This is a genomic window from Ahrensia kielensis DSM 5890, from assembly GCF_000374465.1.
In the GTDB taxonomy this organism is placed as follows: domain Bacteria; phylum Pseudomonadota; class Alphaproteobacteria; order Rhizobiales; family Rhizobiaceae; genus Ahrensia; species Ahrensia kielensis.
In genome coordinates this window covers 124,608-148,855 of sequence record NZ_KB894531.1, presented here as the reverse complement: position 1 = coordinate 148,855, position 24,248 = coordinate 124,608, and the positions used below count along the sequence as shown (strand labels likewise).

The 24,248-nt window shown below is 48.8% G+C and carries 28 protein-coding genes; 18 read left to right on the top strand and 10 right to left on the bottom strand.

The window, feature by feature from the left end; translation table 11 throughout:
• Window positions 1-67 precede the first annotated feature (67 nt).
• The 6 genes from C504_RS0112530 (at window position 68) to C504_RS0112505 (ending at window position 5,223) form a co-directional block, all read left to right on the top strand.
• Window positions 68-487: a methylglyoxal synthase gene (locus tag C504_RS0112530; RefSeq protein WP_018689697.1), complete on the top strand. Its 420-nt coding sequence runs from the start codon at window positions 68-70 to the stop codon at window positions 485-487.
• Window positions 480-1,511 carry a glucokinase gene (locus tag C504_RS0112525; RefSeq protein ID WP_018689696.1) on the top strand — a complete coding sequence of 344 codons (1,032 nt, stop codon included), beginning with the start codon at window positions 480-482 and terminating at the stop codon, window positions 1,509-1,511. Before C504_RS0112530 ends, C504_RS0112525 begins: the two co-directional genes overlap by 8 nt.
• A gap of 135 nt (window positions 1,512-1,646) precedes the next feature.
• The gene (locus C504_RS0112520; protein WP_041951749.1) at window positions 1,647-3,395 is read left to right on the top strand and encodes an ABC transporter ATP-binding protein; all 1,749 of its coding nucleotides are present in this window, start codon (window positions 1,647-1,649) and stop codon (window positions 3,393-3,395) included.
• A 7-nt stretch (window positions 3,396-3,402) separates the two neighbouring features.
• A complete protein-coding gene (gene dapB / locus C504_RS0112515) occupies window positions 3,403-4,221 on the top strand; it encodes a 4-hydroxy-tetrahydrodipicolinate reductase (protein ID WP_018689694.1) in 819 nt (272 codons plus the stop codon).
• 37 nt (window positions 4,222-4,258) lie between these two features.
• A complete protein-coding gene (locus C504_RS0112510; RefSeq protein ID WP_018689693.1) occupies window positions 4,259-4,900 on the top strand; it encodes a 2,3-bisphosphoglycerate-dependent phosphoglycerate mutase in 642 nt (213 codons plus the stop codon).
• Window positions 4,900-5,223: a Dabb family protein gene (locus C504_RS0112505; protein ID WP_018689692.1), complete on the top strand. Its 324-nt coding sequence runs from the start codon at window positions 4,900-4,902 to the stop codon at window positions 5,221-5,223. Before C504_RS0112510 ends, C504_RS0112505 begins: the two co-directional genes overlap by 1 nt.
• Here the strand turns inward: C504_RS0112505 and C504_RS0112500 are convergent.
• The 3 genes from C504_RS0112500 to C504_RS0112490 form a co-directional block, all read right to left on the bottom strand.
• Complete coding sequence (locus C504_RS0112500; RefSeq protein ID WP_018689691.1) at window positions 5,215-6,099, bottom strand: methylated-DNA--[protein]-cysteine S-methyltransferase; 885 nt, start codon at window positions 6,097-6,099, stop codon at window positions 5,215-5,217. The genes C504_RS0112505 and C504_RS0112500 overlap by 9 nt on opposite strands.
• A gap of 74 nt (window positions 6,100-6,173) precedes the next feature.
• Window positions 6,174-7,544 carry a mechanosensitive ion channel domain-containing protein gene (locus C504_RS0112495; RefSeq protein ID WP_018689690.1) on the bottom strand — a complete coding sequence of 457 codons (1,371 nt, stop codon included), beginning with the start codon at window positions 7,542-7,544 and terminating at the stop codon, window positions 6,174-6,176.
• Between the two features lie 34 nt (window positions 7,545-7,578).
• On the bottom strand, window positions 7,579-8,082 hold the full coding sequence (locus C504_RS0112490; protein WP_018689689.1) for a DUF2244 domain-containing protein: 504 nt from the start codon (window positions 8,080-8,082) through the stop codon (window positions 7,579-7,581).
• Window positions 8,083-8,103: 21 nt separating this feature from the next.
• On the opposite strand from C504_RS0112490, the gene nth reads away from it, so the two are divergent.
• A complete protein-coding gene (gene nth / locus C504_RS0112485; protein ID WP_018689688.1) occupies window positions 8,104-8,874 on the top strand; it encodes an endonuclease III in 771 nt (256 codons plus the stop codon).
• 40 nt (window positions 8,875-8,914) lie between these two features.
• Here nth and C504_RS0112480 read toward each other — a convergent pair whose 3' ends face one another.
• On the bottom strand, window positions 8,915-9,631 hold the full coding sequence (locus C504_RS0112480) for a sulfate transporter family protein (RefSeq protein ID WP_018689687.1): 717 nt from the start codon (window positions 9,629-9,631) through the stop codon (window positions 8,915-8,917).
• Between the two features lie 133 nt (window positions 9,632-9,764).
• Here C504_RS0112480 and C504_RS0112475 point away from each other — a divergent pair, with 133 nt between their 5' ends.
• Window positions 9,765-10,763 carry an adenosine kinase gene (locus C504_RS0112475; protein ID WP_018689686.1) on the top strand — a complete coding sequence of 333 codons (999 nt, stop codon included), beginning with the start codon at window positions 9,765-9,767 and terminating at the stop codon, window positions 10,761-10,763.
• Here C504_RS0112475 and C504_RS0112470 read toward each other — a convergent pair whose 3' ends face one another.
• From C504_RS0112470 to hrcA, 3 genes are all read right to left on the bottom strand, one after another.
• Entirely contained in the window at window positions 10,764-11,399 is a 636-nt protein-coding gene (locus C504_RS0112470) for a trimeric intracellular cation channel family protein (RefSeq protein ID WP_018689685.1), read from the bottom strand. It abuts the gene before it with no gap.
• 3 nt (window positions 11,400-11,402) lie between these two features.
• Entirely contained in the window at window positions 11,403-12,137 is a 735-nt protein-coding gene (gene grpE / locus C504_RS17865; protein ID WP_018689684.1) for a nucleotide exchange factor GrpE, read from the bottom strand.
• A gap of 87 nt (window positions 12,138-12,224) precedes the next feature.
• The gene (gene hrcA, locus C504_RS0112460; RefSeq protein ID WP_018689683.1) at window positions 12,225-13,298 is read right to left on the bottom strand and encodes a heat-inducible transcriptional repressor HrcA; all 1,074 of its coding nucleotides are present in this window, start codon (window positions 13,296-13,298) and stop codon (window positions 12,225-12,227) included.
• Window positions 13,299-13,435: 137 nt separating this feature from the next.
• On the opposite strand from hrcA, the gene rph reads away from it, so the two are divergent.
• The 7 genes from rph to C504_RS0112425 all read left to right on the top strand — a co-directional run bounded on the left by rph (window position 13,436) and on the right by C504_RS0112425 (window position 20,018).
• Window positions 13,436-14,161, top strand: a complete 726-nt coding sequence (rph, locus tag C504_RS0112455; RefSeq protein WP_018689682.1) for a ribonuclease PH — start codon at window positions 13,436-13,438, stop codon at window positions 14,159-14,161.
• Window positions 14,161-14,811 (top strand): RdgB/HAM1 family non-canonical purine NTP pyrophosphatase, encoded by a 651-nt coding sequence (rdgB, locus tag C504_RS0112450; RefSeq protein ID WP_018689681.1) that lies wholly within the window; start codon window positions 14,161-14,163, stop codon window positions 14,809-14,811. The genes rph and rdgB overlap by 1 nt, the downstream gene beginning before the upstream one ends.
• A complete protein-coding gene (gene hemW, locus C504_RS0112445) occupies window positions 14,798-15,976 on the top strand; it encodes a radical SAM family heme chaperone HemW (protein WP_018689680.1) in 1,179 nt (392 codons plus the stop codon). The genes rdgB and hemW overlap by 14 nt, the downstream gene beginning before the upstream one ends.
• Window positions 15,976-16,866, top strand: a complete 891-nt coding sequence (rsmI, locus tag C504_RS0112440; RefSeq protein ID WP_018689679.1) for a 16S rRNA (cytidine(1402)-2'-O)-methyltransferase — start codon at window positions 15,976-15,978, stop codon at window positions 16,864-16,866. Before hemW ends, rsmI begins: the two co-directional genes overlap by 1 nt.
• The gene (locus C504_RS0112435; protein ID WP_018689678.1) at window positions 16,856-17,227 is read left to right on the top strand and encodes a YraN family protein; all 372 of its coding nucleotides are present in this window, start codon (window positions 16,856-16,858) and stop codon (window positions 17,225-17,227) included. Before rsmI ends, C504_RS0112435 begins: the two co-directional genes overlap by 11 nt.
• A 107-nt stretch (window positions 17,228-17,334) precedes the next feature.
• Window positions 17,335-18,273, top strand: a complete 939-nt coding sequence (gene gshB / locus C504_RS0112430; protein WP_018689677.1) for a glutathione synthase — start codon at window positions 17,335-17,337, stop codon at window positions 18,271-18,273.
• Between the two features lie 212 nt (window positions 18,274-18,485).
• On the top strand, window positions 18,486-20,018 hold the full coding sequence (locus C504_RS0112425) for a YifB family Mg chelatase-like AAA ATPase (RefSeq protein WP_018689676.1): 1,533 nt from the start codon (window positions 18,486-18,488) through the stop codon (window positions 20,016-20,018).
• Window positions 20,019-20,030: 12 nt separating this feature from the next.
• Here C504_RS0112425 and C504_RS0112420 read toward each other — a convergent pair whose 3' ends face one another.
• Genes C504_RS0112420 through C504_RS0112410 form a run of 3 tightly spaced genes read right to left on the bottom strand, consistent with a single transcriptional unit; the run spans window position 20,031 to window position 21,482 of the window.
• Complete coding sequence (locus C504_RS0112420) at window positions 20,031-20,648, bottom strand: LysE family translocator (RefSeq protein WP_018689675.1); 618 nt, start codon at window positions 20,646-20,648, stop codon at window positions 20,031-20,033.
• A 2-nt stretch (window positions 20,649-20,650) separates the two neighbouring features.
• Window positions 20,651-21,142 (bottom strand): dUTP diphosphatase, encoded by a 492-nt coding sequence (dut, locus tag C504_RS0112415; protein WP_018689674.1) that lies wholly within the window; start codon window positions 21,140-21,142, stop codon window positions 20,651-20,653.
• Window positions 21,135-21,482: a DUF1428 domain-containing protein gene (locus C504_RS0112410; RefSeq protein ID WP_018689673.1), complete on the bottom strand. Its 348-nt coding sequence runs from the start codon at window positions 21,480-21,482 to the stop codon at window positions 21,135-21,137. The genes dut and C504_RS0112410 overlap by 8 nt, the downstream gene beginning before the upstream one ends.
• A gap of 140 nt (window positions 21,483-21,622) precedes the next feature.
• On the opposite strand from C504_RS0112410, the gene C504_RS0112405 reads away from it, so the two are divergent.
• From C504_RS0112405 to C504_RS0112395, 3 genes are all read left to right on the top strand, one after another.
• Window positions 21,623-23,212, top strand: a complete 1,590-nt coding sequence (locus tag C504_RS0112405) for a peptide chain release factor 3 (RefSeq protein WP_026317458.1) — start codon at window positions 21,623-21,625, stop codon at window positions 23,210-23,212.
• Between the two features lie 103 nt (window positions 23,213-23,315).
• Complete coding sequence (locus C504_RS0112400; protein WP_018689671.1) at window positions 23,316-23,972, top strand: peroxiredoxin; 657 nt, start codon at window positions 23,316-23,318, stop codon at window positions 23,970-23,972.
• A 71-nt stretch (window positions 23,973-24,043) separates the two neighbouring features.
• The gene (locus C504_RS0112395) at window positions 24,044-24,244 is read left to right on the top strand and encodes a hypothetical protein (RefSeq protein WP_018689670.1); all 201 of its coding nucleotides are present in this window, start codon (window positions 24,044-24,046) and stop codon (window positions 24,242-24,244) included.
• Window positions 24,245-24,248 lie beyond the last annotated feature (4 nt).

Here is a 24,248-nt window from a genome sequence, read left to right as displayed (position 1 = left end):
CTAAAGCTTCCATGCTATGGAAAAGTATTCTATAGCAATTTCAAACGATTTAAAGAAAAGTCGATTGATGGATAAATCAGAAGAGCTACGTAAACCTGTTTTAGCACTGATTGCACATGACCAGAAAAAAGATGATCTGGTTATGTTTGTAAGCAGGCACATTGCGCATTTTTCCAACTGCCAATTATTTACAACTGGAACAACTGGTTCACGAATTTTAGCAGAACATAAATACCTTGATTTGATGCCGCTCAAAAGTGGACCGCTTGGCGGCGATCAACAGATCGGTGGCTTGATCGCAGAAGGCAAGGTTGATGGATTGATCTTCTTTGTCGACCCCTTAACGCCCATGCCGCACGACGTTGATGTGAAGGCGCTTATGCGGCTTGCGATTGTTTATGATATTCCTATGGCGCTTAACCGTTCAACCGCCGAAATTTTATTGACGAACTTTGCCGAACAGGCAGATGGAGAATTAAATGCCTAGCAATTCGCATGTTTCACCGACAGCACTTCCTTTTCCGATTCTGATTGCAGATATCGGCGGCACGAACGCACGTTTTTCTATTGTTGTTGATTCTTATGCTGAACCTAAAACGTTCGAGCCCATTAAAACCAAAGATTATCCGTCTTTGGATGTGGCGATTCAAACCCATGTGTTGGACCGCACATCGCTGCAACCGCGTGCCGCTGTTCTTGCGGTCGCAGGCCCGACAGATGGTGATGAAATCGACCTGACCAACAATCATTGGGTGGTAAAGCCGGAAAAGATGATTGAGCAGTTCGGACTGCAAAATATTATTGTGTTGAACGACTATGAAGCACAGGCTTTAGCAATCGTCGCACTTGAAGATGAGCATTTGAAAAAAATTGGTGGTGGCACAAAGGCTGAGCGCAGCAATTGCGTCATTTTAGGCCCTGGCACTGGCCTCGGCATGGCAGGTTTGATTCATGCGGCAAATACTTGGATACCGGTTGCTGGTGAAGGCGGACATATTGATCTTGGTCCGCAGACGGACCGTGATGCCGAAATTTTTCCGCATTTAGAGCGCATTGAAGGCCGTGTAACGGGCGAGCAGATTTTATGTGGGCGAGGCTTGGTGAACCTTTATCAAGCCGTTGCTAAGGCCGCTGGGGAAAAGCCGAAATTTACAACGCCTGAAGATGTAACCGCTGCTGCAAAAGACAAATCTGATGCACTTGCCGTGGAAACGATTTCCCTCTTTAGCGAATATCTTGGACGTGTTGCAGGCGATTTGGCGCTTATTTTTATGGCAAAAGGCGGCGTTTATCTAACGGGCGGTATCACGCAGAAGATCTTGTCGATTTTTGATGAAGAACGTTTCCGAGCTGCATTTCAAAACAAAGCACCGCATTCTGAACTGATAAGCGCTATGCCAACTTTCGCGATACTCCATGAGCAAGCGCCACTCGCTGGACTAACGGCTTATGCCCGCACACCGGTACGCTTTGGCGTGTCGCTAGACCGTCGCCATTGGTGTGCCAAGTAAGTCAATCAAGAGGCCAATATGGTGCTGTTTTTTTGAGGCTGGTTCCGTTATACCCGCCTCAAGAATAGCGAGAGTGGCAGTAGTTTGACCCAGTTGATATCGACAAGTGATAAAACCGTTGAAGATGGCGGCCTCATGCATGTGCTGCGGCGCATCTATGACGAAAACGGCCGCCGATATTATAAGTCCTATCTATTCGTTGTTCTTTGTCTGTTGGTGATATCTGCAACGACTGCATTTTCCGCATGGATCATGCGCGATGTGATTGATCAGATATTTTATAACCAGCGCAAAGACCTGATCGCTGTCATTTCTCTTGCAATCATGGGTGCTTTTACCTTGCGCGCTCTGGCAATGTATTTCCAAGCGACAACGATGAAGCGTATCGGGAATGATCTGGTCGCAAGCTATCAGAAACGCGTTTTTGCAAAACTCATGTCTTCGGGCGTAGATTTTTTCAACGATAATCGCTCTGGTCGTTTGGCGGCGTTAATATCAGCCAATATTGACGGCATACGCGATGTTCTATCTCTTACGATCACCTCTTTTGCGCGTGATTTCGTAACGCTGGTCGGCCTCGTCATTGTCATGTTTTTGCAGGACGCGACGCTCTCATTGATAACGTTCATCATCGGCCCGCTTTTGATCTTTGGCGTTGCTTATGTTTCGCGGCGTATTCGTTCTGTAACCCGTGAAACGGTCCAGTTGAATGCGCGTGTCATCGGAACGATGCAGGAAGCGATGCAAGGCATTACCGTGATTAAAGCTTTCACGATGGAAGAACAGCTTAGCCGGAAAATTCAAAATACAATCGAACATGCGCGCGAGCGTAATAACAAGCTCGCTGTCGTGACAGAGCGTGTAACGCCAATTACTGAAATAATCGCCGGATTTGCCGTGGCAGGTGCCATAGCCTATGGCGGTTATCGCGCCATCAATGATGCGCAGCCGCCAGGTGCAATGTTTGCCTTTATCACAGCACTGCTATTTGCATATGACCCTGCAAAACGCCTTGCACGCCTGAAAGTTAATTTGGAAAAGGCGGTCGTCAATGCCCGCATGATCTACGAAATTCTCGATATGGAAGACAAGCAGCGTGATGCAGCGGGCGCGGCAGCGTTGGTTGTTGATGGTGGAGAGATTGAATTTGAGAACGTAGATTTTAACTATGGTGATGGCACGGCTGTGTTGCACGCACTAAGCTTTAAAGCTGAAAGTCACAAAACCACAGCATTGGTCGGGCCTTCTGGCGCGGGCAAATCAACAGTTATTTCGCTCATACAGCGGTTTTACGATCCATCGAGCGGAAACATTCTTATCGATGGTCAAAACATCGATAACGTGACCAAAAGTTCACTGCGCCAACAAATCGCTTTCGTGTCACAGCAAGCCTATCTGTTTGAAGGCTCGATTATGGATAATATCCGTTATGGCCGCCCTGATGCGACGGATGCGGAAATTATCAAGGCGGCTGAACTGGCCAACGCTCACGAATTCATTTTGCAACAATCTGCTGGTTACGATACCCCTGTGGGTGAGAACGGTGTGACCCTGTCTGGTGGCCAGCGTCAACGCGTATCAATTGCACGGGCAATCGTGCGCAATGCGCCGATTTTGCTGTTAGATGAAGCGACCTCAGCGCTCGACAATGAGTCTGAGCGATTGGTTCAAGATGCGCTTGAAAAAGTTATGAAGGGCCGCACGACAATTGTTGTTGCACACCGCCTTTCAACCATCGTTAATGCCGATAAAATCATTGTTATCAATGATGGGCAGGTTGTTGAAACCGGTACACATGCGTCATTGTCAAAAAAGAAAAACGGCATGTATGCTCGGCTCAATCATTTGGGTAAAGGTGGCAAAGCTGCTCTGGATATAGAATAGGTATAGGATGACACAGACCGTAAAAATTGCAGTTGTTGGTGCATCTGGCCGTATGGGCCGCGCACTCATTCATGCGGTGTCGCAGAACCCAAAGACGGTGCTTGTGGGTGCGCTTGAGCGCGATGGTGCCGATGCGATTGGCATGGACGCACATAGTATGATTGGTGAGGCGGCCAACCAAATTATCATTACCGCTGATAAAGATCAGGCGCTGGGCGATGCAGATGTTATCATTGATTTCACAGCGCCAGCGGCAACATTGGCATTTGCAGATTATGCCGCCAAGAAGGGCATTGCGCATATTGTTGGCACGACAGGTATGTCTACCGATGATGATGCAAAGCTTGCATCTTTTGCCGAAAAAACAACCATTATGAAGTCCGGCAACATGTCGATGGGTGTCATCATGTTATCGGTGTTGGTCGAACGTGCTGCAAAAGCATTGGCCGCACAGGACTGGGACATTGAAGTGCTGGAAATGCACCATAAACATAAAGTCGATGCACCATCAGGCACAGCGCTACTGTTGGGCGATGCTGCTGCTACAGGCCGCGATATTGATCTGACAGAAAATTCGGTGCGTGTTCGTGACGGTCATACTGGCCCGCGAGAAGAAGGTTCAATCGGCTTTGCAACTTTGCGCGGTGGATCAGTAGTCGGCGATCATTCCGTCATGTTTGCCGGTAATGGCGAAAGCATCACCCTGTCGCACCGTGCAGAAGATCGAAGCATTTTTGCACGCGGCGCTGTTAATGCGGCCATATGGTCTGTTCGCCAAAAGCCAGGCCTTTACTCAATGCGTGACGTTCTTGGATTGAACGACTAAACTTAAAACAACTCACTTAGCAAAATGGAGCCTTCCTATGTCCGGTAAACTCATTCTTGTCCGTCACGGTCAAAGCGAATGGAACAAACTCAATCTTTTCACAGGTTGGAAAGACCCTGATTTGACCGCGCAGGGAGTTGAAGAAGCGCAAGAGGCTGGCCGCGCTCTTGCGGAAAAGGGCTTTAAATTTGACATCGCTTTTACATCTGTTTTGCAGCGTGCTGAAAAAACCTGCCAGATGATTCTTGATGGCGTTGGGCAGTCCGATTTGGAAACTATCCACGACCAAGCGCTTAATGAGCGTAACTACGGCGATCTGGCTGGTTTGAACAAAGATGATGCGCGCGAAAAATGGGGTGAAGAGCAGGTTCATATCTGGCGCCGCTCTTACGACACACCGCCGCCAGGTGATGAAGGCGAAAGCCTGCGTGATACGGGCGCGCGCGTTTGGCCTTATTTCATGACGGATATTTTGCCGCGCGTTCTTCGCGGTGAAACCGTGCTTGTTGCTGCACATGGCAACTCATTGCGCTCGCTGATCATGGTGCTCGACCGTATGGATAAAGAAAGCATTTTGAAACTCAATTTGGGTACGGGCGTACCGATTGTTTATGAGCTTAATGCGGATTCAACGGTTAAATCCAAAGAGGTTTTGGGTGATATGTCCGGCGCGCATTAATGCCGCAAATTGAGCACTGCGTTTTCTTTAAACGCGCCATAAAAGTCTCGGATAATGAGATTGCAAAAGTGATGGAGAAACTTGCCTCCATCACTGAGCGTCTTAATGGCGCATCAAACTTTCGCAGTGGCACAAATATAAGCCCAGAAGGTTTGCATCAAAATTTTCTGGATGGCTTTATAATTCAGTTTGATGATGTTGCTGCGCGGGATGCTTATCTTGTCGATGATGAGCATAAGTTGGCTGGCGCAATGTTAGTTGAACTTATTAACGGCGGTGTGGATGGTTTGATCGTTTTTGATTTACCAATTATATCAGCTTGATGAGCAAACCTGCCCTGCTTCCCATCCCAGCATGGCGCGTTTGCGCGTTAAACCCCAGTGATAGCCGGTTAAAGCCCCTGATTTGCCCATAGCGCGGTGACACGGCACAACGAACGAAATCGGATTTGCGCCGACCGCTGCACCAACGGCGCGTGATGCTTTCGGGCGTCCAATATCCTGTGCAATCTGGCTATAGGGCAAGGCGCGGCCCATCGGTATTTTAAGCAGCGCTTCCCATACATCGACTTGAAAATCCGTGCCAATAAGCACAACGCGCAAGGGTTGGTTGTCGCGCCATTGGGTCGGATTAAACACGCGCTGTGCATAGGGCTGCGTCGCGCCTAAATCTTCTTCAAAGGTCGCAAAAGGCCAGCGCTGCGCCATGTCGTCAAAAGTTGCGCGTTCATCGCCAATATCGCAAAAGGCAAGGCCCGCAAGTCCGCGTGTTGTGGCCATAATCAGCGCAAGACCAAAGGGCGAGGCATGAAACCCATAATGGATTGTGAGCCCTGCACCACCTGATTTGATTTCACCGGGCGACATGGATTCATGCGTCACGAACAAATCGTGCAAACGGCTAGGACCGGAAAGACCAAGTTCATAGGCTGTATCGAGTAGCGGCAAGTCGGCTGCCAGCAAACGGCGTGCATGATCAATCGTAACGGCTTGCAAAAAACCTTTTGGAGATAGCCCTGCCCAACGCGTAAATAGCTTTTGTAGCGCTGTTGGCTCCATTGAAACATTTTTCGCCAGCTCATCCAGTGAGGGTTGCTCGCGATAGTTCTCGCTAATCAACGATATGACACGCGCAATCTTTTCATAATCGCTGTCACGTTTGACTTCTTGTGTCAGTGAAATTTCTGCTAATTGGGACATGGCGTCATCTCCGGACTTCGATATCCCAATTCAGCACTTTGAGCGCACAAGAACCACCCGAAACTTGATGCAAATCAACCTTCTTTCTTCCCAAGTTCATCGCGCACATTTTCACTCAGCAGATCTTCACGCTCGGCATTGCTGCGTTCTTCGTCAACACGTTCGATAATGCTCTCATCAGGGCGCACATCTTTGGCGTGATCATCTTCGCGTTCATTCGCGCTTGTTTCCAGTTTTGGAGCAGCTGCTTTTTTAGGTGTTTCACTTGGTGCATCACCTTGATGAATAATGCGGAAGATTGGTTCTGGTAGGGCAAAACCGTTTCTTTCGAGCGCCAATTTGGTCAGCCGCATCGTTTCTGATTGGGCTTTTGTATAGCTCGTTTGCGTTTGGTCCACCCAACCCGTGAAAACCAAAACGACATTAGAATCGCCAATACTGCTAATCCATGCGTCAGGTGCAGGCTCTTGCAAGACAAAGTCCTGTGCTCTGGCTGCGTTCAAGCCGGTCTCCAGCGCCTTGTCGAGATTGCTCTCGCTCGCAACGCCAATTTCAAATGAAAAGCGGCGATGCGGGTTACGGCTGAAATTCGTAATATTACTTTTAAAGACCGTAGAGTTCGGAATGCGGATATGATTGCCCGAAGCATCCATTAAAATTGTGGCGCGTGACGTAAGGCTGATCACGAAGCCCTCATACCCTTCAATGGAGATAAAATCACGCGGTCTAAATGGCTGGCGAATCGATAGCAATATCGATGCAATATAGTTTTCAACCGTGTCGCGAACTGCAAAACCGATGGCAAGACCGACGATACCTGCAGCGCCGAGTATTGTGCCCAGCAACGCTGTTGCACCCAAAATATCAAGCGCGAGCACAACGCCGCTAACAAAAAATATCAGACGAATGATTTGTCTAAGCAGATCGGCAATAAATTGGTTTGGGCTGAGGCGGTCCCATGGCCATGTGCGTGAAGCAACAAAAAGCCCGATCAGAAACACAATGCCGCCAACGACGACTGCAACCGTAAACAAGGGAACAAAGGCAATGGACTGCCAGAAACGGTTATTGAGCCGTTCCCACACAGGCACAAGCCGTTCGCGCAAGGATGTAACCTCGGTGATTTCGTTGCGAACCGTGACAACACCTTCGACGCGCTGGGCAACATCGATTGCCTGTTCTGCAAGGCTTGCCTCTGTCACCTCGCCGCGAAGCGTTACAACGCCTGAGCTGACGATGACATAAACACGGTTCATACCATCCAGTTCGGCTAAAATACGCTCAATACGCAAGTCGATATCAGCATCATCAATGACGGAGGTATCGGCATTGATGATAGCTTTATTTGCTGATGACTGAGCGGCCGTATCGGATTGTGCAGAAGCAACAAGCGATAAGCTCAGCCAAAATATAAAGGTGAAAATAGTTTTTGAAATCAACCGCATCGTTTTCCCCGCTTCATGCGGGCAAAGACTGGCCTCATTTCTTGGCTTTCGCAAGGGCCTGGGAGAATGCCGTTGCAAAGCTTTCCCGATCATCGGGGTTGAGAAATGCCCCGATTGTGGACTGATAGCCTTCGCCCGTTATGCGCATTGATGTAATGCCGACTTCATCGTCACGCTCGACGAGAAATTTGGCCCAAAATGGATTGTATATATGTTTGCGCTGGCGTCCATTTGGCGTGATTTTTCGAACTTCTAGCGCTGTTCGGGATATTGTGATTTCTTCGCGTGCGCGACCAGCATGATAGCTGAATTTGAAGGCTGCATATAAAAGCGCAACATCAAAAAAGAAAAAGATGGCAACTGGCCATGCGCCCAAATGAAAATAAAAATAGGCATTTGAAACACAGATTACAGCCACAATAACTATCATGAGTGCAAAGCCAGATGATGATAATGATCGATATGGAACAAGCTGCGCTGCAAAAATCGGGTTTGCATCGTCGCCGTCCCAGCCTATGTCAAAATTAGAGCTATTCATAAAAGCAGGATATAGGACGCGATGACGACTGGAAAAGGAAAAATTGCCGCATCAGTTGCGCCGAAGAAATCAAAACCAGCAGCGCTTAAGAAAAAGCGCCTGCCGCGCACCAAATATAATCAGCAAGAATTGCACGAAATTTTCCGCAGGTTTTCCATACAGCGACCAGAACCTAAGGGTGAATTGCTTCACGTGAATCCCTTTACGCTTGTTGTAGCGGTCGCATTATCGGCGCAAGCCACCGATGCAGGTGTAAATAAAGCCACGCGCGAACTCTTTAAAATTGCCGATACGCCTGAAAAAATGCTGGCACTGGGCGAGGAGACGGTGGGGAATTATATCCGCACCATCGGACTTTGGCGCAATAAGGCCAAGAACGTCATTTTGCTATCGAAAAAGCTAATTGATGATTTTGGTTCCGTTGTTCCAAAAACGCGCGAAGAATTGGTAACATTACCAGGTGTTGGTCGCAAAACAGCCAATGTGGTTATGTCCATGGCATTCGGTATTCCAACGATGGCTGTCGATACGCATATATTGCGCATTGGCAAACGCATTGGCCTTGCGCCTGCTGATACACCGGATGATGTCGAGGCGATTTTGATGCGGATTATTCCGGACGAATATCTTTTTCATGCGCATCATTGGCTGATTTTACACGGTCGCTATTGTTGTAAAGCGCGTAAGCCGGAATGCGAAAAATGTGTCATTGCAGATATTTGCAAGTCGAAAGAAAAAACCTGCGATATACCTGCTGCGCTAGTCGAGTTGCCACAGCAGGTTATTACGTAAGTAAATAATCCCTGCTAGCAAAAGTGGGAATCTGTTTTGTCTAGGACGTGCGTTCAGCCTTGCTTGCTATCGCTTTATGCAAATGCACCATGAGCGCGGCACCAAATAAAGGCGTCATCAAATTGACGATTGGAATGGCAAGAAAGCCTGCAATCATCAAACCGCCCATAATAATCGTGCCAGAATAGCGTGAGCGCAGCATGCGCACCGTTGCAGCATCGTGATGTCGCAGCGCTGCAAATTCGAAATATTCGCGTCCAAGCAAATAACCATTAATGGCAAAAAACGCGATCAAGTTAACGCCAGGAACAAGCAGCAACATCAGGGCAGACAGATTGCCAAGAATAACAATGCCAAAAAACTTGAGCGACATGATGATTGAACGGCCAAGCGGCATCGCAGTGCCCGGTTTATCGTTTGGATAATCCTGTTTTTCGACATGTTCTGCAACATCATCAAGGAACAAGCCTGCGATCACCGCACTGACTGGTCCGATCAGAAACGTTAATCCTACCGCCAAGCCAAGGCCCGCAAAAATTGCCGCAAACAGGCCCATCGTACCCGTCCAGCTCGGAAGGCTTAATGAGGCAAACCAGTCGCTAACAAAGGGAACTGCAAAAGTCTCCAGCCCTACGGTTGTAAGGTTCCAGATAATGATGAGTGCAAGAATTGTCAGGCCCAGTGTTTTCCAAAACACTTGACGCAATTTGGGATCGAGAATTTCTCCGATCGCTTTTTGTGCAGAAGCTATCAACATGGTGACGAGATGGGTGTTGTGTCTTTCGATTGCAAGAACATGATAACAAGTGCGCTGCGTTTTTAGAACAAAGGCTTTTATAATGTGCTACACCGCGCTAAAGCCATTAAAACACAAATGAAGAGCAGTATTTATGGCTACTTACGACGTTCTATGCATTGGCAATGCGATTGTTGATATTATCGCGCGCGCTGAAGATGATTTCCTTAATGACAATGGCATCATTAAAGGTGCGATGAACTTGATCGATGCTGATCGCGCTGAGCTGCTTTATGAGCGCATGGGCTCGGCAATTGAAACATCAGGTGGCAGTGCGGGCAATACTGCAGCAGGCATTGCGAACTTTGGCTCAAGCGCGGCTTATTTCGGCAAGGTTGCAGATGATCATTTGGGCAAAATTTTTCGCCATGACATCCGCGCTCAAGGCGTAGCGTTTGATACCAAGCCGCTCGCAGAAACACCGCCAACCGCACGGTCTATGATATTTGTCACGCCCGATGGTGAGCGTTCAATGAACACATATCTTGGTGCATGCGTTGAGCTTAGTCCTGAAGATGTTGAAGATGACAAGGCTGGAAATTCTGGCATTGTTTATTTTGAAGGTTATCTATGGGATCCGCCGCGTGCGAAAAATGCGATCAGAAAGTCGGCTGAAATTGCTCACGCAAACGGCAAAAAAGTTGCCATGAGCTTATCTGACCCATTTTGCGTTGATCGCTACCGCGAAGAATTTCTCGAACTTATGCAGTCTGGCACAGTAGATATTATTTTTGCCAATGATGATGAGCTGAAATCACTTTATCAGACCGCTGATTTTGACACAGCGCTTCAAGCGCTGCGCGGTGATTGTGATCTTGCGGCTGTTACAAAGGGTGCTGATGGCTCTGTCATCATTAGCGGCGATGATACCTATGACATTCAGGCCATTGAGATCAATGAACTGGTAGACACGACAGGCGCTGGTGATCTTTATGCTGCCGGCTTCTTGCATGGTTATGCGCAGGGTCTTGATCTGGATATTTGCGGCAAGCTTGGATCGCTCGCAGCGGGCATCATCATTCAGCAGATTGGTCCGCGCCCGCAAGTTTCGTTAAAACAAGCGGCTATCGATGCAGGTTTGCTAAGCGCCTGATTATATAATGTCATCCGGGTTTCGGCCCGGACGACTTTTATAGGTTGGAAATGTCCAACCAAAGCGCAGTGCGCCGCCGCGTATGATAAAAGTCACCATAAATCCGGCGCTCGCAGCGAAAATCAAAGGCACGCCGAGAATTGTTGCAAGCGTATAGGTTGCAGCCCCTGAAAGTACGGCCGCAATATAAACTTCTGAGCGCAAGAGAACCGATGGTTCGCCGGCTAATACATCGCGTAAAATGCCGCCAAATGTTGCTGTAAGGATGCCCATGATTATAGCGATACTGATCGAATCTGTAGCTGAATAGCCTTTCGATGCGCCCATTACCGCATAGGCTGATATGCCGATTGCATCGAGCCAAAGTAAAAGCTTGTAACGGCTTTCAAACATATGGGCTGTAAAATAGACAAGAATGGCGACTGCCGTACTCACAAGAATATAGGCAGGGTTTAAAACCCAAAAAACAGGCGCTTGGCCAAGAACCAAATCGCGCAACGTGCCGCCGCCAATGCCTGTAATTGAGGCAAAGAATAAAAAACCGATTATATCGACCTGCTTGCGGGATGCAGCAAGAGCGCCGGTGGCTGCGAAAACAGCAACACCGGCATAATCAAGAAACGGTAAGATTTCCAACGACTAGCTGTCGCTTTGATCTTCAGCAGGCGTATCGGCAGGCGGTGCCTTAGGGCCGCCCTTTGCAACACCAACCATTGCTGGACGCAAGACGCGCTCACCAATTTGGTAGCCTGATTGAACGACTTGAACCACAGTGTTGTTCGGCACTTCAGGGTTCGGCACTTCAAACATCGCTTGGTGGAAGTTCGGGTCAAATTTTTGACCTTCTGGGTCAAGCTTTTTCACACCGTGACGTTCCATCGTGCCAAGCATGGATTTCTCGGTCAGTTCAACACCTTCCAAGAGGCTTTTAAACTCATCAGAACCGCTTTCGCGTTTTTCTTCGGTTACAGCTTCAATCGCCCGGCGCAAATTGTCAGAAACAGCAAGCATATCACGGGCAAAATTTGCAACGGCAAAAGATTTTGCATCCGCAACTTCACGCTTTGTGCGGTTACGCAGGTTTTCCATATCCGCAGCAAGGCGCAGCATGCGATCTTTTAAATCTGCATTTTCCGCTGTCAGCGCTTCAACCGGATCGATTTGAGGCGTTGCATCCATATCCGGATCTTCGCCGATCCAGTTGCCTTCGTCATCGAACTCGTTTGGATCAAGCTCTGCATAATCGTCAGCATTACCTGCTGCAGCGCGTCGGTTTGCCTTGCGGTCGGCTTTCAAAAGCTCGTCAGCTGCCTTGCGTAGACGTTCGCGGGCGCTTGGGCTCATGCCATCTGGCGTGTTTGTTTCGTCGGCCATGGTCAGTATCCATTGGAAATAAGTATAAGTTTATGCGTCAGTGCATATCGAGGCTGTGGAACTAAAAATCAAGCCCGAACACGAGAATCATTGTCGTTCGATCATTTTGGAAATCAGTTGGGCTGTATAATCCACCATTGGCACGATACGGGCATAGTTTAGCCGTGTCGGGCCAATAACGCCCAGTGCGCCGATAACTTTGTGATTTGAGTCGCGGTAAGGGGCCACCACCAATGACGAACCGGACAGCGAAAACAAGCGATTCTCAGAGCCGATAAAAATACGCACGCCAGATCCGGTTTCCGCCATTTCAAGTAAATGGATAATCTCTTCTTTGCGCTCAAGATCATCAAGCAAGAGTTTGACGCGTTCAACATCGGCGGCATCTTCAAGATTTTCGAGAAGATTGGAGCGTCCGCGCACGATCAATTGCGATGGTGCGCCTTTGTTGTCGCCTGCCCAAATGGCAAGGCCGCGTTCAACAAGATCAGCGCTCAGCGTATCAAGTTCTTTGCGTGTGTCATCGCGGCGCAAATCAATTTGCTGTTTTGCTTGCTTGAGCGTTTGTCCGCGCACATGATGATTAAGAAAATTGGCAGCTTCGGCCAATTGCGATGCCATGACGCCGCGCGGTATCTCAAGCACACGGTTTTCAACCTCGCCAGAATCCCAGACGATAACTGCCAGCGCTTTGGTTTCTTCAAGGCGCACAAATTCGATGTGCTTCATCGCCTCTTCACGTTTGGCCGCAACAACAAGCCCCGCACCCTTGGAAATATGCGAAAGCATGGTGCTTGCACCGGTTAAGAGCGCATCTGTTGCCTGATCGGGAATATCGCCTTGAAGCTGCTTTTCAATGAGCCTTCGCTCATTTTCCGATGCTGTGCCGTTTTCCATAAAGGCATCAACAAAAAACCGAAGCCCTTGCTCAGTTGGCAGGCGTCCTGCGGAAATATGCGGAGAATATATAAGGCCCAGCTGTTCGAGGTCACTCATCACATTACGCACTGAAGCCGGAGAAAGGCTGTTAGGCAGGAGTTTTGACAAGTTTCGAGAGCCCAGCGGTTCACCCGCTTCCAAATAGCTTTCAACAATGCGCTTAAATATATCGCGCGAGCGATCATCAAGATTGTCAATTAAGTCCTGAGGGCGGTTCGGCATGGTTCTCTTTTATCGATCAAGTGGTAACCTCTATATAGAGCCTACATTGCGCCAAGTAAAAGGGTTTGCGGCCCTATGATTGTTGTTATGTTTGCATTAGAAGCCACCAACATAGCTAATTATAAAAGAGGTTCACCATGAAACGCCCTTCCGGAAGAACGCCAGAACAAATGCGCGAAATCAGCTTTGAGCGCGGTTTCTCTAAACATGCCGAAGGGTCTTGCCTTGTAAAGTTTGGCGATACGCACGTGCTTTGTACAGCCAGTTTGGAAGAGCGCGTTCCTGGATGGATGCGCAATACGGGCAAAGGCTGGGTGACAGCGGAATATGGTATGTTGCCACGCGCCACAGGTGACCGGATGCGCCGTGAGGCAGCGTCTGGAAAACAGGGCGGCCGCACACAGGAAATCCAGCGCCTGATTGGCCGCTCTATGCGCGCAATTGTTGATCTTGAAGCGCTTGGTGAGCGCCAAATCACAATCGACTGCGATGTTATTCAAGCAGATGGTGGCACGCGCACAGCGGCAATCACGGGCGGTTTTGTGGCGCTTTATGATTGTCTTGATTGGATGCATTCGCGCCAAATGGCCTCGAAAACCCGCGTTATTAAAGATCATATCGCGGCGATTTCATGCGGTATCTATGAGGGCGAAGCCGTCACTGATTTGGATTATGCAGAAGATTCAAATGCTGAAACAGATGCAAATTTCGTGATGACCGGTTCTGGCGGCATTGTTGAAATTCAAGGAACGGCAGAGGGCGCACCTTTTAGCCGCGAAGAGTTCGATAAGCTTTATAATCATGCAGATAACGCAATCCAGCAATTGGTTGCCATGCAGAAACAGGTTTTAGGAATCGAATAATGAGCCGTCGTCTGGAAAAAGGTAAGCTTGTCATTGCCACGCATAATGCCGGCAAGTTGAAAGAAATTCGTGAGTTGATCGAACCTTTTGGTTTCGAAGTCACATCTGCGGGTGAGCTGGGTCTGCCTGAACCAGATGAAGACGGAACAACTTTTGAGCATAATGCACGCCTGAAGGCGATTGCAGCCATGGAGGCGACAGGCCTTCCGGCTTTGTCTGATGATAGCGGCCTATGTGTTGATGCACTGGATGGTGATCCGGGCGTTTATACAGCCGACTGGGCCGAACTACCCGATGGCACACGCGATTTTGCAATGGCCATGCGTAATGTAGAAGAAAAGCTTCAAGCCAAGGGTGCAAACACGCCAGATCAAAGAACTGGCTCTTTTAATGCAACGCTTTGTCTTGCTTGGCCCGATGGGCACTGCGAGTTCTATAAAGGCGTTGCACAGGGGCATCTTGTCTGGCCGCCGCGCGGTGATATCGGGTTTGGCTATGACCCTGTTTTTGTGCCTGAAGGCCATGAACGCACATTTGGCGAAATGACATCGCAGGAAAAGCACGGCTGGAAGCCCGGTGAGCCAGATGCCTTGTCGCATCGTGCACGCGCATTCCAGATATTTGCTAGAGAAGCCCTTGGTGTTGAATAACATCAATGGTGATGACGGAACGCCGGGTTTCGGCGTTTATTTGCATTGGCCGTTCTGCGCGGCCAAATGCCCTTACTGTGACTTTAATAGCCATGTGCGCCATAAGCCCGTCGATCAACGTGAATATGTGACGGGTTTTTTAAGTGAAATGGCTGCCATGCGCGATGAAACCGGCCCGCGCAACGTTACCAGCGTGTTTATAGGCGGCGGAACGCCTTCGCTTATGGAGCCTCAAACGGTCGAGGCTTTGCTGGACGGTATTGCAAAATATTGGGGTCTGCCTGATGGCATTGAAATTACGATGGAGGCCAATCCTTCATCGGTCGAAGCAGATCGGTTTCGTAGCTATCGGCTCGCAGGCATCAACCGTGTTTCACTGGGCGTACAATCGCTCAATGATGCGGATTTGAAGTTTTTGGGGCGTTTGCACAATGTTGAAGAAGCAAAAATAGCCATTGGCTTGGCACGGGATATTTTCCCGCGCCTGTCTTTTGATTTAATTTATGCACGGCCAAAACAGACATTGGAGGCTTGGGAAGCCGAGCTAAAACAAGCTATTTCCTATGCGGCGGATCATTTGTCACTGTACCAATTGACAATTGAAGACGATACGCCGTTTCAAGCGCTTCACCGTGCAGGAAAATTAATCATTCCCTCTGATGATTTGGCCGCTGATCTTTATGATGTCACAGAGCGCGTTACACGCGATGCAGGTCTGCCCAATTACGAAGTGTCAAACTATGCCGTGCCGGGCGCAGAATCGCGTCATAACCTGACCTATTGGCGTTATGGTGATTATGTTGGCATTGGTCCGGGTGCACATGGCCGGTTTACGGCAGATGATGGCTTTAAAAATGTGACGATTACCGAGCGCATGCCTGAGCGCTGGTTGGAGAAGACCCGTGAGAACGGCCATGCGATTGTTGAGCGTGAAAAGCTGGATCGGCAACAACAGGGCGATGAATTGCTACTCATGGGGCTGCGCCTTGTTGAAGGTTTGGACGTTGTTCGATTTGAAGAATTGAGCGGTCGGACATTTAATCAAGAAACACTCAATAATCTTGCAATGGATGGTTTGATTGAGCCTGTGTCCAACACGCGCTTGCGGGCAACGCAATCTGGACGCATGGTGCTCAACAGTGTTGTTGCGAGTTTGGCAAGTTAATGGGCGATCATTCTTATATTATTTCAGGCCATGAAATCAGCGCGCCTCCGTTAGAGCCTGCGCTTTATCTGGTCTCGACGCCAATTGGTAATTTAGGCGACATGACAATTCGCGGGTTGGAAACGCTCGCGGCGTGCGATGTGCTGGCCTGCGAAGACACACGAATCACACGGCGATTGCTCGATCGTTACGGCATCGCGCAAAAGCCTTATGCCTATCATGAGCACAATGCGCAGAAAGTTGGCCCTAAGCTGATCGAACAGCTCAGCGCTGGAAGATCAGTGGCATTGGTCTCGGATGCGGGAACACCGCTCGTTTCTGACCCAGGTTACAGATTGGGGCTAGAAGCGCGTGAAGCGGGCTTTCGGGTTATCCCTATTCCGGGCGCATCGGCGGTTTTAGCTGGTTTGGCAGCTTCCGGATTGCCGTCCGATGATTTCAGGTTTGTCGGGTTTCTGCCAAACAAGGACGGCACACGCCGTAATTTTCTTGAAGCCTTGTCACATGTTCAATCAACATTGATTGCGTTTGAAGCACCAACACGTTTAGCCAGCTCACTAAAGGCGATTAGCGATGTAATGGGGCAAGACAGAATGATCTGTGTCGGGCGCGAACTAACCAAGCGCTTTGAAACTGTTTTAACGATGAAGGCCAGTGAAATGTCAGAGCATTTCGAGGGCGAAACAATTAAGGGTGAAATAGTAATCCTTATTTCTCCATCGCAAACAGCAGACGCACCAACCTCTGACGAAGATATAGATGCGATCTTAAAATCCTTATTGCAAGAAATGTCTGCATCCAAAGCGGCAAAAGAAGCTGCAAAAATGACAGGTCTGCAAAAGTCTGATCTTTATGCGCGGCTTTTAAACTTCAAGGATAATGATGGCTGAGGGCGCAAGCAATAGACGGCGCGCCTACCGCAAAGGCCACCGCGGAGAGTGGCTGGCGGCGCAATGCTTGCGGCTTAAAGGCTTTCGTATCGTTGCCAAACGTTTCAAAACAAAATCAGGCGAAGTTGATATTATTGCACGCCGCGGCAAATTGATTTTAATGGTGGAAGTTAAAGCGCGTGATAGTGTTGAGCAGGCTATGGATGCCGTAACGCAGACGGCGCTTCGCCGGATTGAGGCAGCAGGCGACGAATGGCTTATAAAGCAGAAAAATTACGCTTCATTGTCGATCCGTTATGATTTAATTGCTTGCCTACCAAGGCGTTGGCCCATTCATATTCCTGCCATCTATATGCCGTGAAATATGCAACTTGTATAAAGGCGCTCACTAAAACGTAATAGCTCAAGGATTGTAATTTCGTATTGCAGAGCGCACTTAGAAAAAAAACTGATTATGGGAATAAAGACATGGCGCTGAAAATCGCAATCCAAATGGATCATATCGCAAATATCTCAATTGCTGGCGATACAAGCTTCGCTTTGGCCCTTGAGGCTCAGGCGCGTGGCCATGAGCTTTATCATTATACGCCTGACCGCCTGACGATGAGCGGAACAGATGTAACCGCTGCGATGGAAAAATTAGAAGTCCGCGATGTCGAGGGAGACCACTTTACGCTTGGCGATAAAGTACGCACAAGTCTGCGCGATATGGACGTGGTGTTGCTGCGACAAGACCCGCCATTTGACATGAATTACATCACAACAACGCATATGTTGGAAATGGTTCACCCTGACACATTGGTGGTGAATAATCCGCGTTCTGTGCGCAATGCGCCTGAGAAGATATTCGTGATGGAATATGGCGATCTCATGCCAGAAACCATCGTGACGTTGGACTTGGATGAAATTCGCGCATTCCGTGAAAAGCACGGCGATATTATTTTAAAACCGCTTTACGGCAACGGTGGCGCTGGTGTGTTCCATCTGCGTGAAGGTGATCGCAATCTGACATCCTTGATGGAAATGTTTTCGCAATTGACGCGCGAACCCATTATTGCCCAGCGCTATTTGAAAGATGTTCGCGCTGGCGACAAACGTATTTTGTTGATTGATGGCAAGCCGGTGGGTGCGATTAACCGCGTTCCTGCTGAAAGCGATACACGCTCCAACATGCATGTCGGTGGGCAGGCGGTTGAAACCACAATGACAGAGCGCGAGTTGGAAATTTGCGCACGCATTGGGCCGGAACTTGAAAAGCGCGGATTAACGCTGGTGGGCATTGATGTGATTGGCGGTTTGATGACTGAGATCAATGTGACATCGCCAACTGGTGTGCGCGAAGTGAAAAAGTTTGGTGGCGCAGATATTGCGGCTTTGTTCTGGGATGCAATTGAAGCCAAAATCTAACAGAGAGCCTGATTTTTTGGGCGCTGTTTGTTCTCATAACACAACCACATACAACTGAATTGCAACCTACACACTAATTTGTTCTTGCAATGTTCTTGCAATGTTTTTCAGAGTGTGCGTTTATAAGTGCCGTAGCGCAACCTATGCAAAGTAGGTTGGTGGGATGGCGCATATATTCTAAGTTTTATTGCGCCGATATTCTGGGGGCCGAAATGGTTTCACGAGTTTCGACGGTCGCATTTCAAGGCATTGATGCAGTGCCAGTTGATGTTCAGGTTATGGTCGCACCTGGCAAGATGAGTATGCATATTGTCGGCCTACCTGACAAAGCGGTGGCAGAAAGCCGTGAGCGGGTGCAGGCGGCACTCCATGCATCTGGTCTTTCCATGCCGCCCAAAAAAGTAACGATCAATCTTGCGCCGGCAGATTTACCCAAAGAAGGAAGCCATTTTGATTTGCCAATTGCACTAGGGCTAATGGCAGCATTGGGTGCGATCCCGTCTGATGCCTTAGCCAGTTATAGTGTTTTAGGTGAACTTTCCCTTGATGGTACGATTACTGCGGTGGCTGGTGTGTTGCCAGCTGCTATTGCCGCAAATAGCGTGAGAAAAGGCTTGATCTGTCCCTATGATTGCGGCTCTGAGGCTGCTTGGGCAGATAGCGATATGTCTATTCTAGCGCCGGTAAGTTTAATCGGCCTTGCCAATCATTTTAGAGGCACGCAGGTTTTATCACGCCCTCAGCCCGTTACACGCATAGCAAAATCAACATTGCCTGATCTTGCCGATATTAAGGGTCAAGAAACGGCAAAACGCGCATTGGAAGTCGCCGCTGCTGGCGGTCACAATATGCTTCTTGTTGGCCCGCCTGGTTCTGGGAAATCTATGCTGGCACAGCGTTTGGCGTCTATTTTACCACCGCTTAGTCCGCGAGAATTGCTTGATGTGTCTATGGTTGCATCCATTGCCGGAGAGCTTGCAGGTGGTGAATTATCAGATAGGCGGCCTTTTAGAGCCCCGCATCATTCCGCATCCATGGCGGCCATGGTTGGCGGCGGGTTTAAAGCCCGTCCCGGTGAAGTTTCTTTAGCGCACAATGGCGTTCTTTTTCTCGACGAGTTTCCTGAATTCACGCCGCAAGTCTTGGATAGTTTGCGTCAGCCTTTAGAGACCGGAGAATGTATGATTGCGCGTGCGAACCACCGCGTAACATATCCCGCACGCATACAGTTGATTGCGGCGATGAACCCATGCAGGTGCGGTATGGCAGGTGAGCCAGGCCATAGCTGTGCACGTGGTGCACGCTGCAAGACAGATTATCAAGCGCGTATATCTGGTCCCTTGATGGACCGCATTGATTTGCGTGTTGAAGTGCCGAGCGTATCGCCCGGCGAGTTAATCCGCGCAAAGCCCGGTGAAGCAAGTGCGTCGGTTGCACAGCGCGTTGCCCGTGCCCGTGCTCGGCAATTTGAGCGATATAGTAGTTTGGGTGAGCATGAAATTAATATGAATGCTCATTGCCCAACGGCGCTGATTGAAGATGTTGCGCAAACAGATGAGGGTGGCATGCAGTTACTTGCAGATGCTGCAGACAAGATGAAGTTTTCTGCACGTGCGTACCACCGGATATTGAAGGTTGCGCGCACATTGGCAGATCTTGACGATAAGGATTATGTTGGCCGTATTCACATTGCAGAAGCGATATCCTACCGGATTGCTGGCGACCAATTATCAATTGCCGCATAATATAAAAATAGATTAGCTACTGCGCACTGCAATTGCGGTGGCCGCACCTGCCAAACACATTGCGGCAAAACGGTTAAGCCGTTTGAGTGCCTTTGGTGTTTGTAGCAACTTACGTGCTTTGCCCGCCGCCGCGATATAAGGCAGCAGAGCAACCATCAACACACCGAAAGTTAGCACCACTAGAATTGAAAAGTCCGTTGGTGTGATCGTTGTTAGATCGAGTAGGTTTGGGAGCAGAGCAAGATAGAAAATAATTGTCTTTGGGTTGCCCAAAGTTACAAGCAAACCTGCCAAAAAACTTGACCATGTGCCGCCAACTTTTTTGGCAGATATTTTTTCCGCTGTAATGCCTTCGCGCCAAAACCCCCAAGCCATATAGAGCAAATAGGCAGCGCCAGCATATTTGAGCGCGACGATAACCCATCCAAATGTCGCGGCGATATAAGCCAATCCGAGCACGGCTGCTGCCAGATAAGTCACATCGCCCAGAACGAGACCAAACAACATGGGTAGGGTTGGCCGAAACCCAGAGCCCAAAGCACGTGCAACCAAGGCAATAATACCAGGCCCTGGAATAGCTGCCGCGATACCCAGCGCTACGGAATAAGTGACAAAGCCTGAAATTTCCATTTCTAAACCCCAGTTGATCCAAAACCACCAGCACCGCGCATTGTTGCTTCAGGCAGAGTTTTGCTTTCTTTTGGTTTTAGCTGTGTGACTGGCGCTATAACCAATTGCGCAATGCGCATATTCCGCGAAATTGTAAAATCTTCCTCACCATGATTGATGAGCAGAACCATCAATTCACCGCGATAATCACAATCGATCGTGCCGGGCGTATTGAGGCAGGTAATGCCGTGCTTGAGTGCAAGACCAGAGCGAGGCCGTACCTGTCCCTCATAACCATCCGGAATGGCGATAATAAAGCCAGTTGGCACCAAAATGCGTGCGCCGCTTGCAAGCACCAGTGGTTCATTTTCAGGAACCGCAGCGCGCAGATCCATACCTGCAGCGCCCGCTGTTTCATAGCTCGGCAATGCGATATCTTGGCTATGTGGAAGCCTGTAAAATGGTAATGTCATCATATTGTCCTGATGCAACTGGCCGCGTCTTTCGTCAAGCATCAACGATACCCTCAAAGCCGCCATAGATCATACGCTTACCATCAAATAAATCTTTATGAGATGTCATACGCGGATCTTCCATGATCTTGGGCCATGCTGCATCTGCAATCTCTTTTGATGACCACTGCATCCAGCCAACAACAACGTCTTCATCATCAGATTTTTGTACAGCTTTATGAAATGACGTGATTTCACCATCGGGTACTTCGACGCCCCAAGTCTCGATATATTTTATCACTCCATTCTCTTTAAAAAGCGCAGCAACGTTCTCAGCGTGAGTGATGAACTGATCTTTGTTTGCTTTTGGTACGGTAGCTACGTAAATGTTGAAAAATGTCATCTTTCCTCACGAACTCGATATGATTAAAAGACCCTCTATTAAGCGTTGATCTTAACGCGAATACGGGTTTTGTCGATGGGTGACGTTTGACACAAACTTCCTTGCCTGCCATTGGGATGTGCAAAACAACGGATAACAAAATGCCTTCTATAATTGAGACAGAAGCCAAGCGCCGCCGCACTTTTGCGATCATCGCGCACCCTGATGCGGGTAAGACGACTTTAACGGAAAAGCTCTTGCTATTTGGCGGTGCAATTCAGCTGGCCGGAGAAGTTAAGGCTAAGAAAAACCGCACACATTCACGCTCAGATTGGATGAAAATCGAGCGCGAACGCGGTATCTCTGTGGCGACCTCGGTCATGACGTTCGAATATGGAGATAATATTTTCAATCTTCTCGACACGCCGGGCCACGAAGATTTTGCTGATGATACCTACCGAACTTTGTCTGCCGTTGACAGCGCGGTCATGGTTTTAGATGCCGCCAAAGGTATTGAGCCGCGAACATTAAAGCTCTTTGAAGTTTGTCGTCTGCGCGATATTCCAATTATTACATTCGTCAATAAAATGGACCGTGAAAGCCGCGACCCGTTTGAAATTCTGGACGAGGTAGAAGAAAAATTGGCGCTGGATACTGCGCCAATTACTTGGCCGATTGGCCGCGCAAAGTCATTTGCTGGCACATATCATTTAACTGATAATGCGGTGCGAGGTTCAGATTCTGAAGTAAAACGCACGCAAGTTAATGGACCAGAGGCAGAAGCTGCTGCGGGCTTGCTGCCTGAAAATGAACGCGAAGGCTTCATAGAAGGCGTTAATCTAGCGCGTGAGGCGTGCCGTCCGTTTGACCGCGAATCTTATCTGGAAGGTCATATGACGCCGGTTTATTTTGGCTCTGCGCTTAAAAACTTCGGTGTGCGCGATCTCATTCACGCATTAGCTGAATTTGCACCACCGCCGCGCGCACAAGAAGCAGATAAGCGTAAGGTCGAAGCAACCGAAACCGGCATGAGTGCTTTCGTGTTCAAAATTCAGGCCAATATGGACCCTAACCACCGTGACCGCATTGCTTTCGCACGTGTTTGTTCTGGCGCGCTAGATCGCGGCATGAAAGCCAAGCTTGTGCGTACCGGAAAGTCTTTAACATTATCAGCGCCGCAATTCTTCTTTGCGCACCAGCGGCAAACGGCAGACACAGCCCATGCGGGCGATGTGGTTGGCATTCCCAACCACGGCTCGCTGCGGATTGGCGACACACTCACAGAAGGCGAAGATATTGTCTTCCGCGGTGTGCCAAACTTTGCGCCGGAAATCTTGCGCCGCGTACGGCTAAAAGATGCCATGAAAGGCAAAAAACTCACCGAGGCCTTGCAGCAAATGGCTGAAGAAGGCGTGGTGCAGCTGTTTGTTCCTGATGACGGCTCACCATCAATTGTCGGTGTTATTGGTGCTTTGCAGCTTGATGTTCTTAAAGCGCGTCTTGATGCTGAATATTCGCTGCCTGTGGAATTTGAAGCGGCGCGTTTCTCAATTTGTCGCTGGATTTCATCTAAAAACAAAGCAGCGTTCGAAACATTCTTAGACAAGCACCGCTCTTCAACAGCCAAGGATTTGGATGGTGATCCTGTGTTTTTGGCTGAGAACGGATTTTCGCTCAATTATGAGGCTGAACGTGCGCCCGATATGGTGTTTGAGACGATAAAGGATTATCAGGTCAGTAAAGCTGGCTGAAACGCCGTTCCGGCCTTTTAACATAATTTAGCAATCTGTTCCTGTTGAACAGCTTGCTGTATTCCTATGTAAGAGCATAGGCATTTTACCAAAGGAGACCATTATGGGCTTGCGTATTAACGACACTATTCCAGATCTTAAAGTTGAGACTGATCAAGGATCGCTTTCTTTGCATGAGTTTATTGGTGACAACTGGGCAATCCTGTTTTCGCACCCAAAAGACTTCACGCCTGTTTGCACAACAGAATTTGGCGCTGTAGCGCAGCTTGCTGATGAGTGGGAAAAGCGAAACACCAAGGTAATTGGTATTTCTGTTGATGGTGTTGAAGACCACAAAAAGTGGAAAGGCGACATTGAAACTTTTGCAGGCGCAAAAGCTGGTTTTCCAATTATTGCGGACACCGATTTAGCTGTCGCTAAAGCCTTCGACATGTTGCCAGCAGAGGCTTATCTACCAGATGGCCGTACACCAAATGACACTGCAACTGTGCGTGTTGTGTTCATTGTTGGTCCTGACAAGAAGCTAAAATTGTCTATGACTTACCCAATGAATGTCGGACGTAACTTTGCCGAAGTTCTTCGCGCATTGGACGGTTTGCAAACAGCAGCTGCTAACAGTGTGGCAACGCCTGCAAACTGGAATGTCGGTGATGATGTTGTGATTCCAGCCACAGTTTCAAACGAAGATGCGAAGGCTAAATTCGGCGAATTTACGACGCATTTCCCATATCTTCGTACAGCGCCGCTGCCAAAGAGCTAAATTTTTTAGTCAGGGGCGGAACGAATTAAGCCGCCCCTCGTTTTCTTCTCAAGTAACGAAGGAGAAAATGAATGACAGATGAACTGTTATCGACAAAGAGCGCTCTCGGCATTGTTGCCGATGATACAATGAGCCGCGACGAAAAAGAGACTGCGCTTCTTCAATTGCGCGAAGAGATCGCGTCACAACAGTCCGACGGTACATTGGATCCAGGTCTTGCATCACGTGCGTTACAAGACATTCAAGTGGCAATGGCTCGCATCAGCGAGTAAGAGC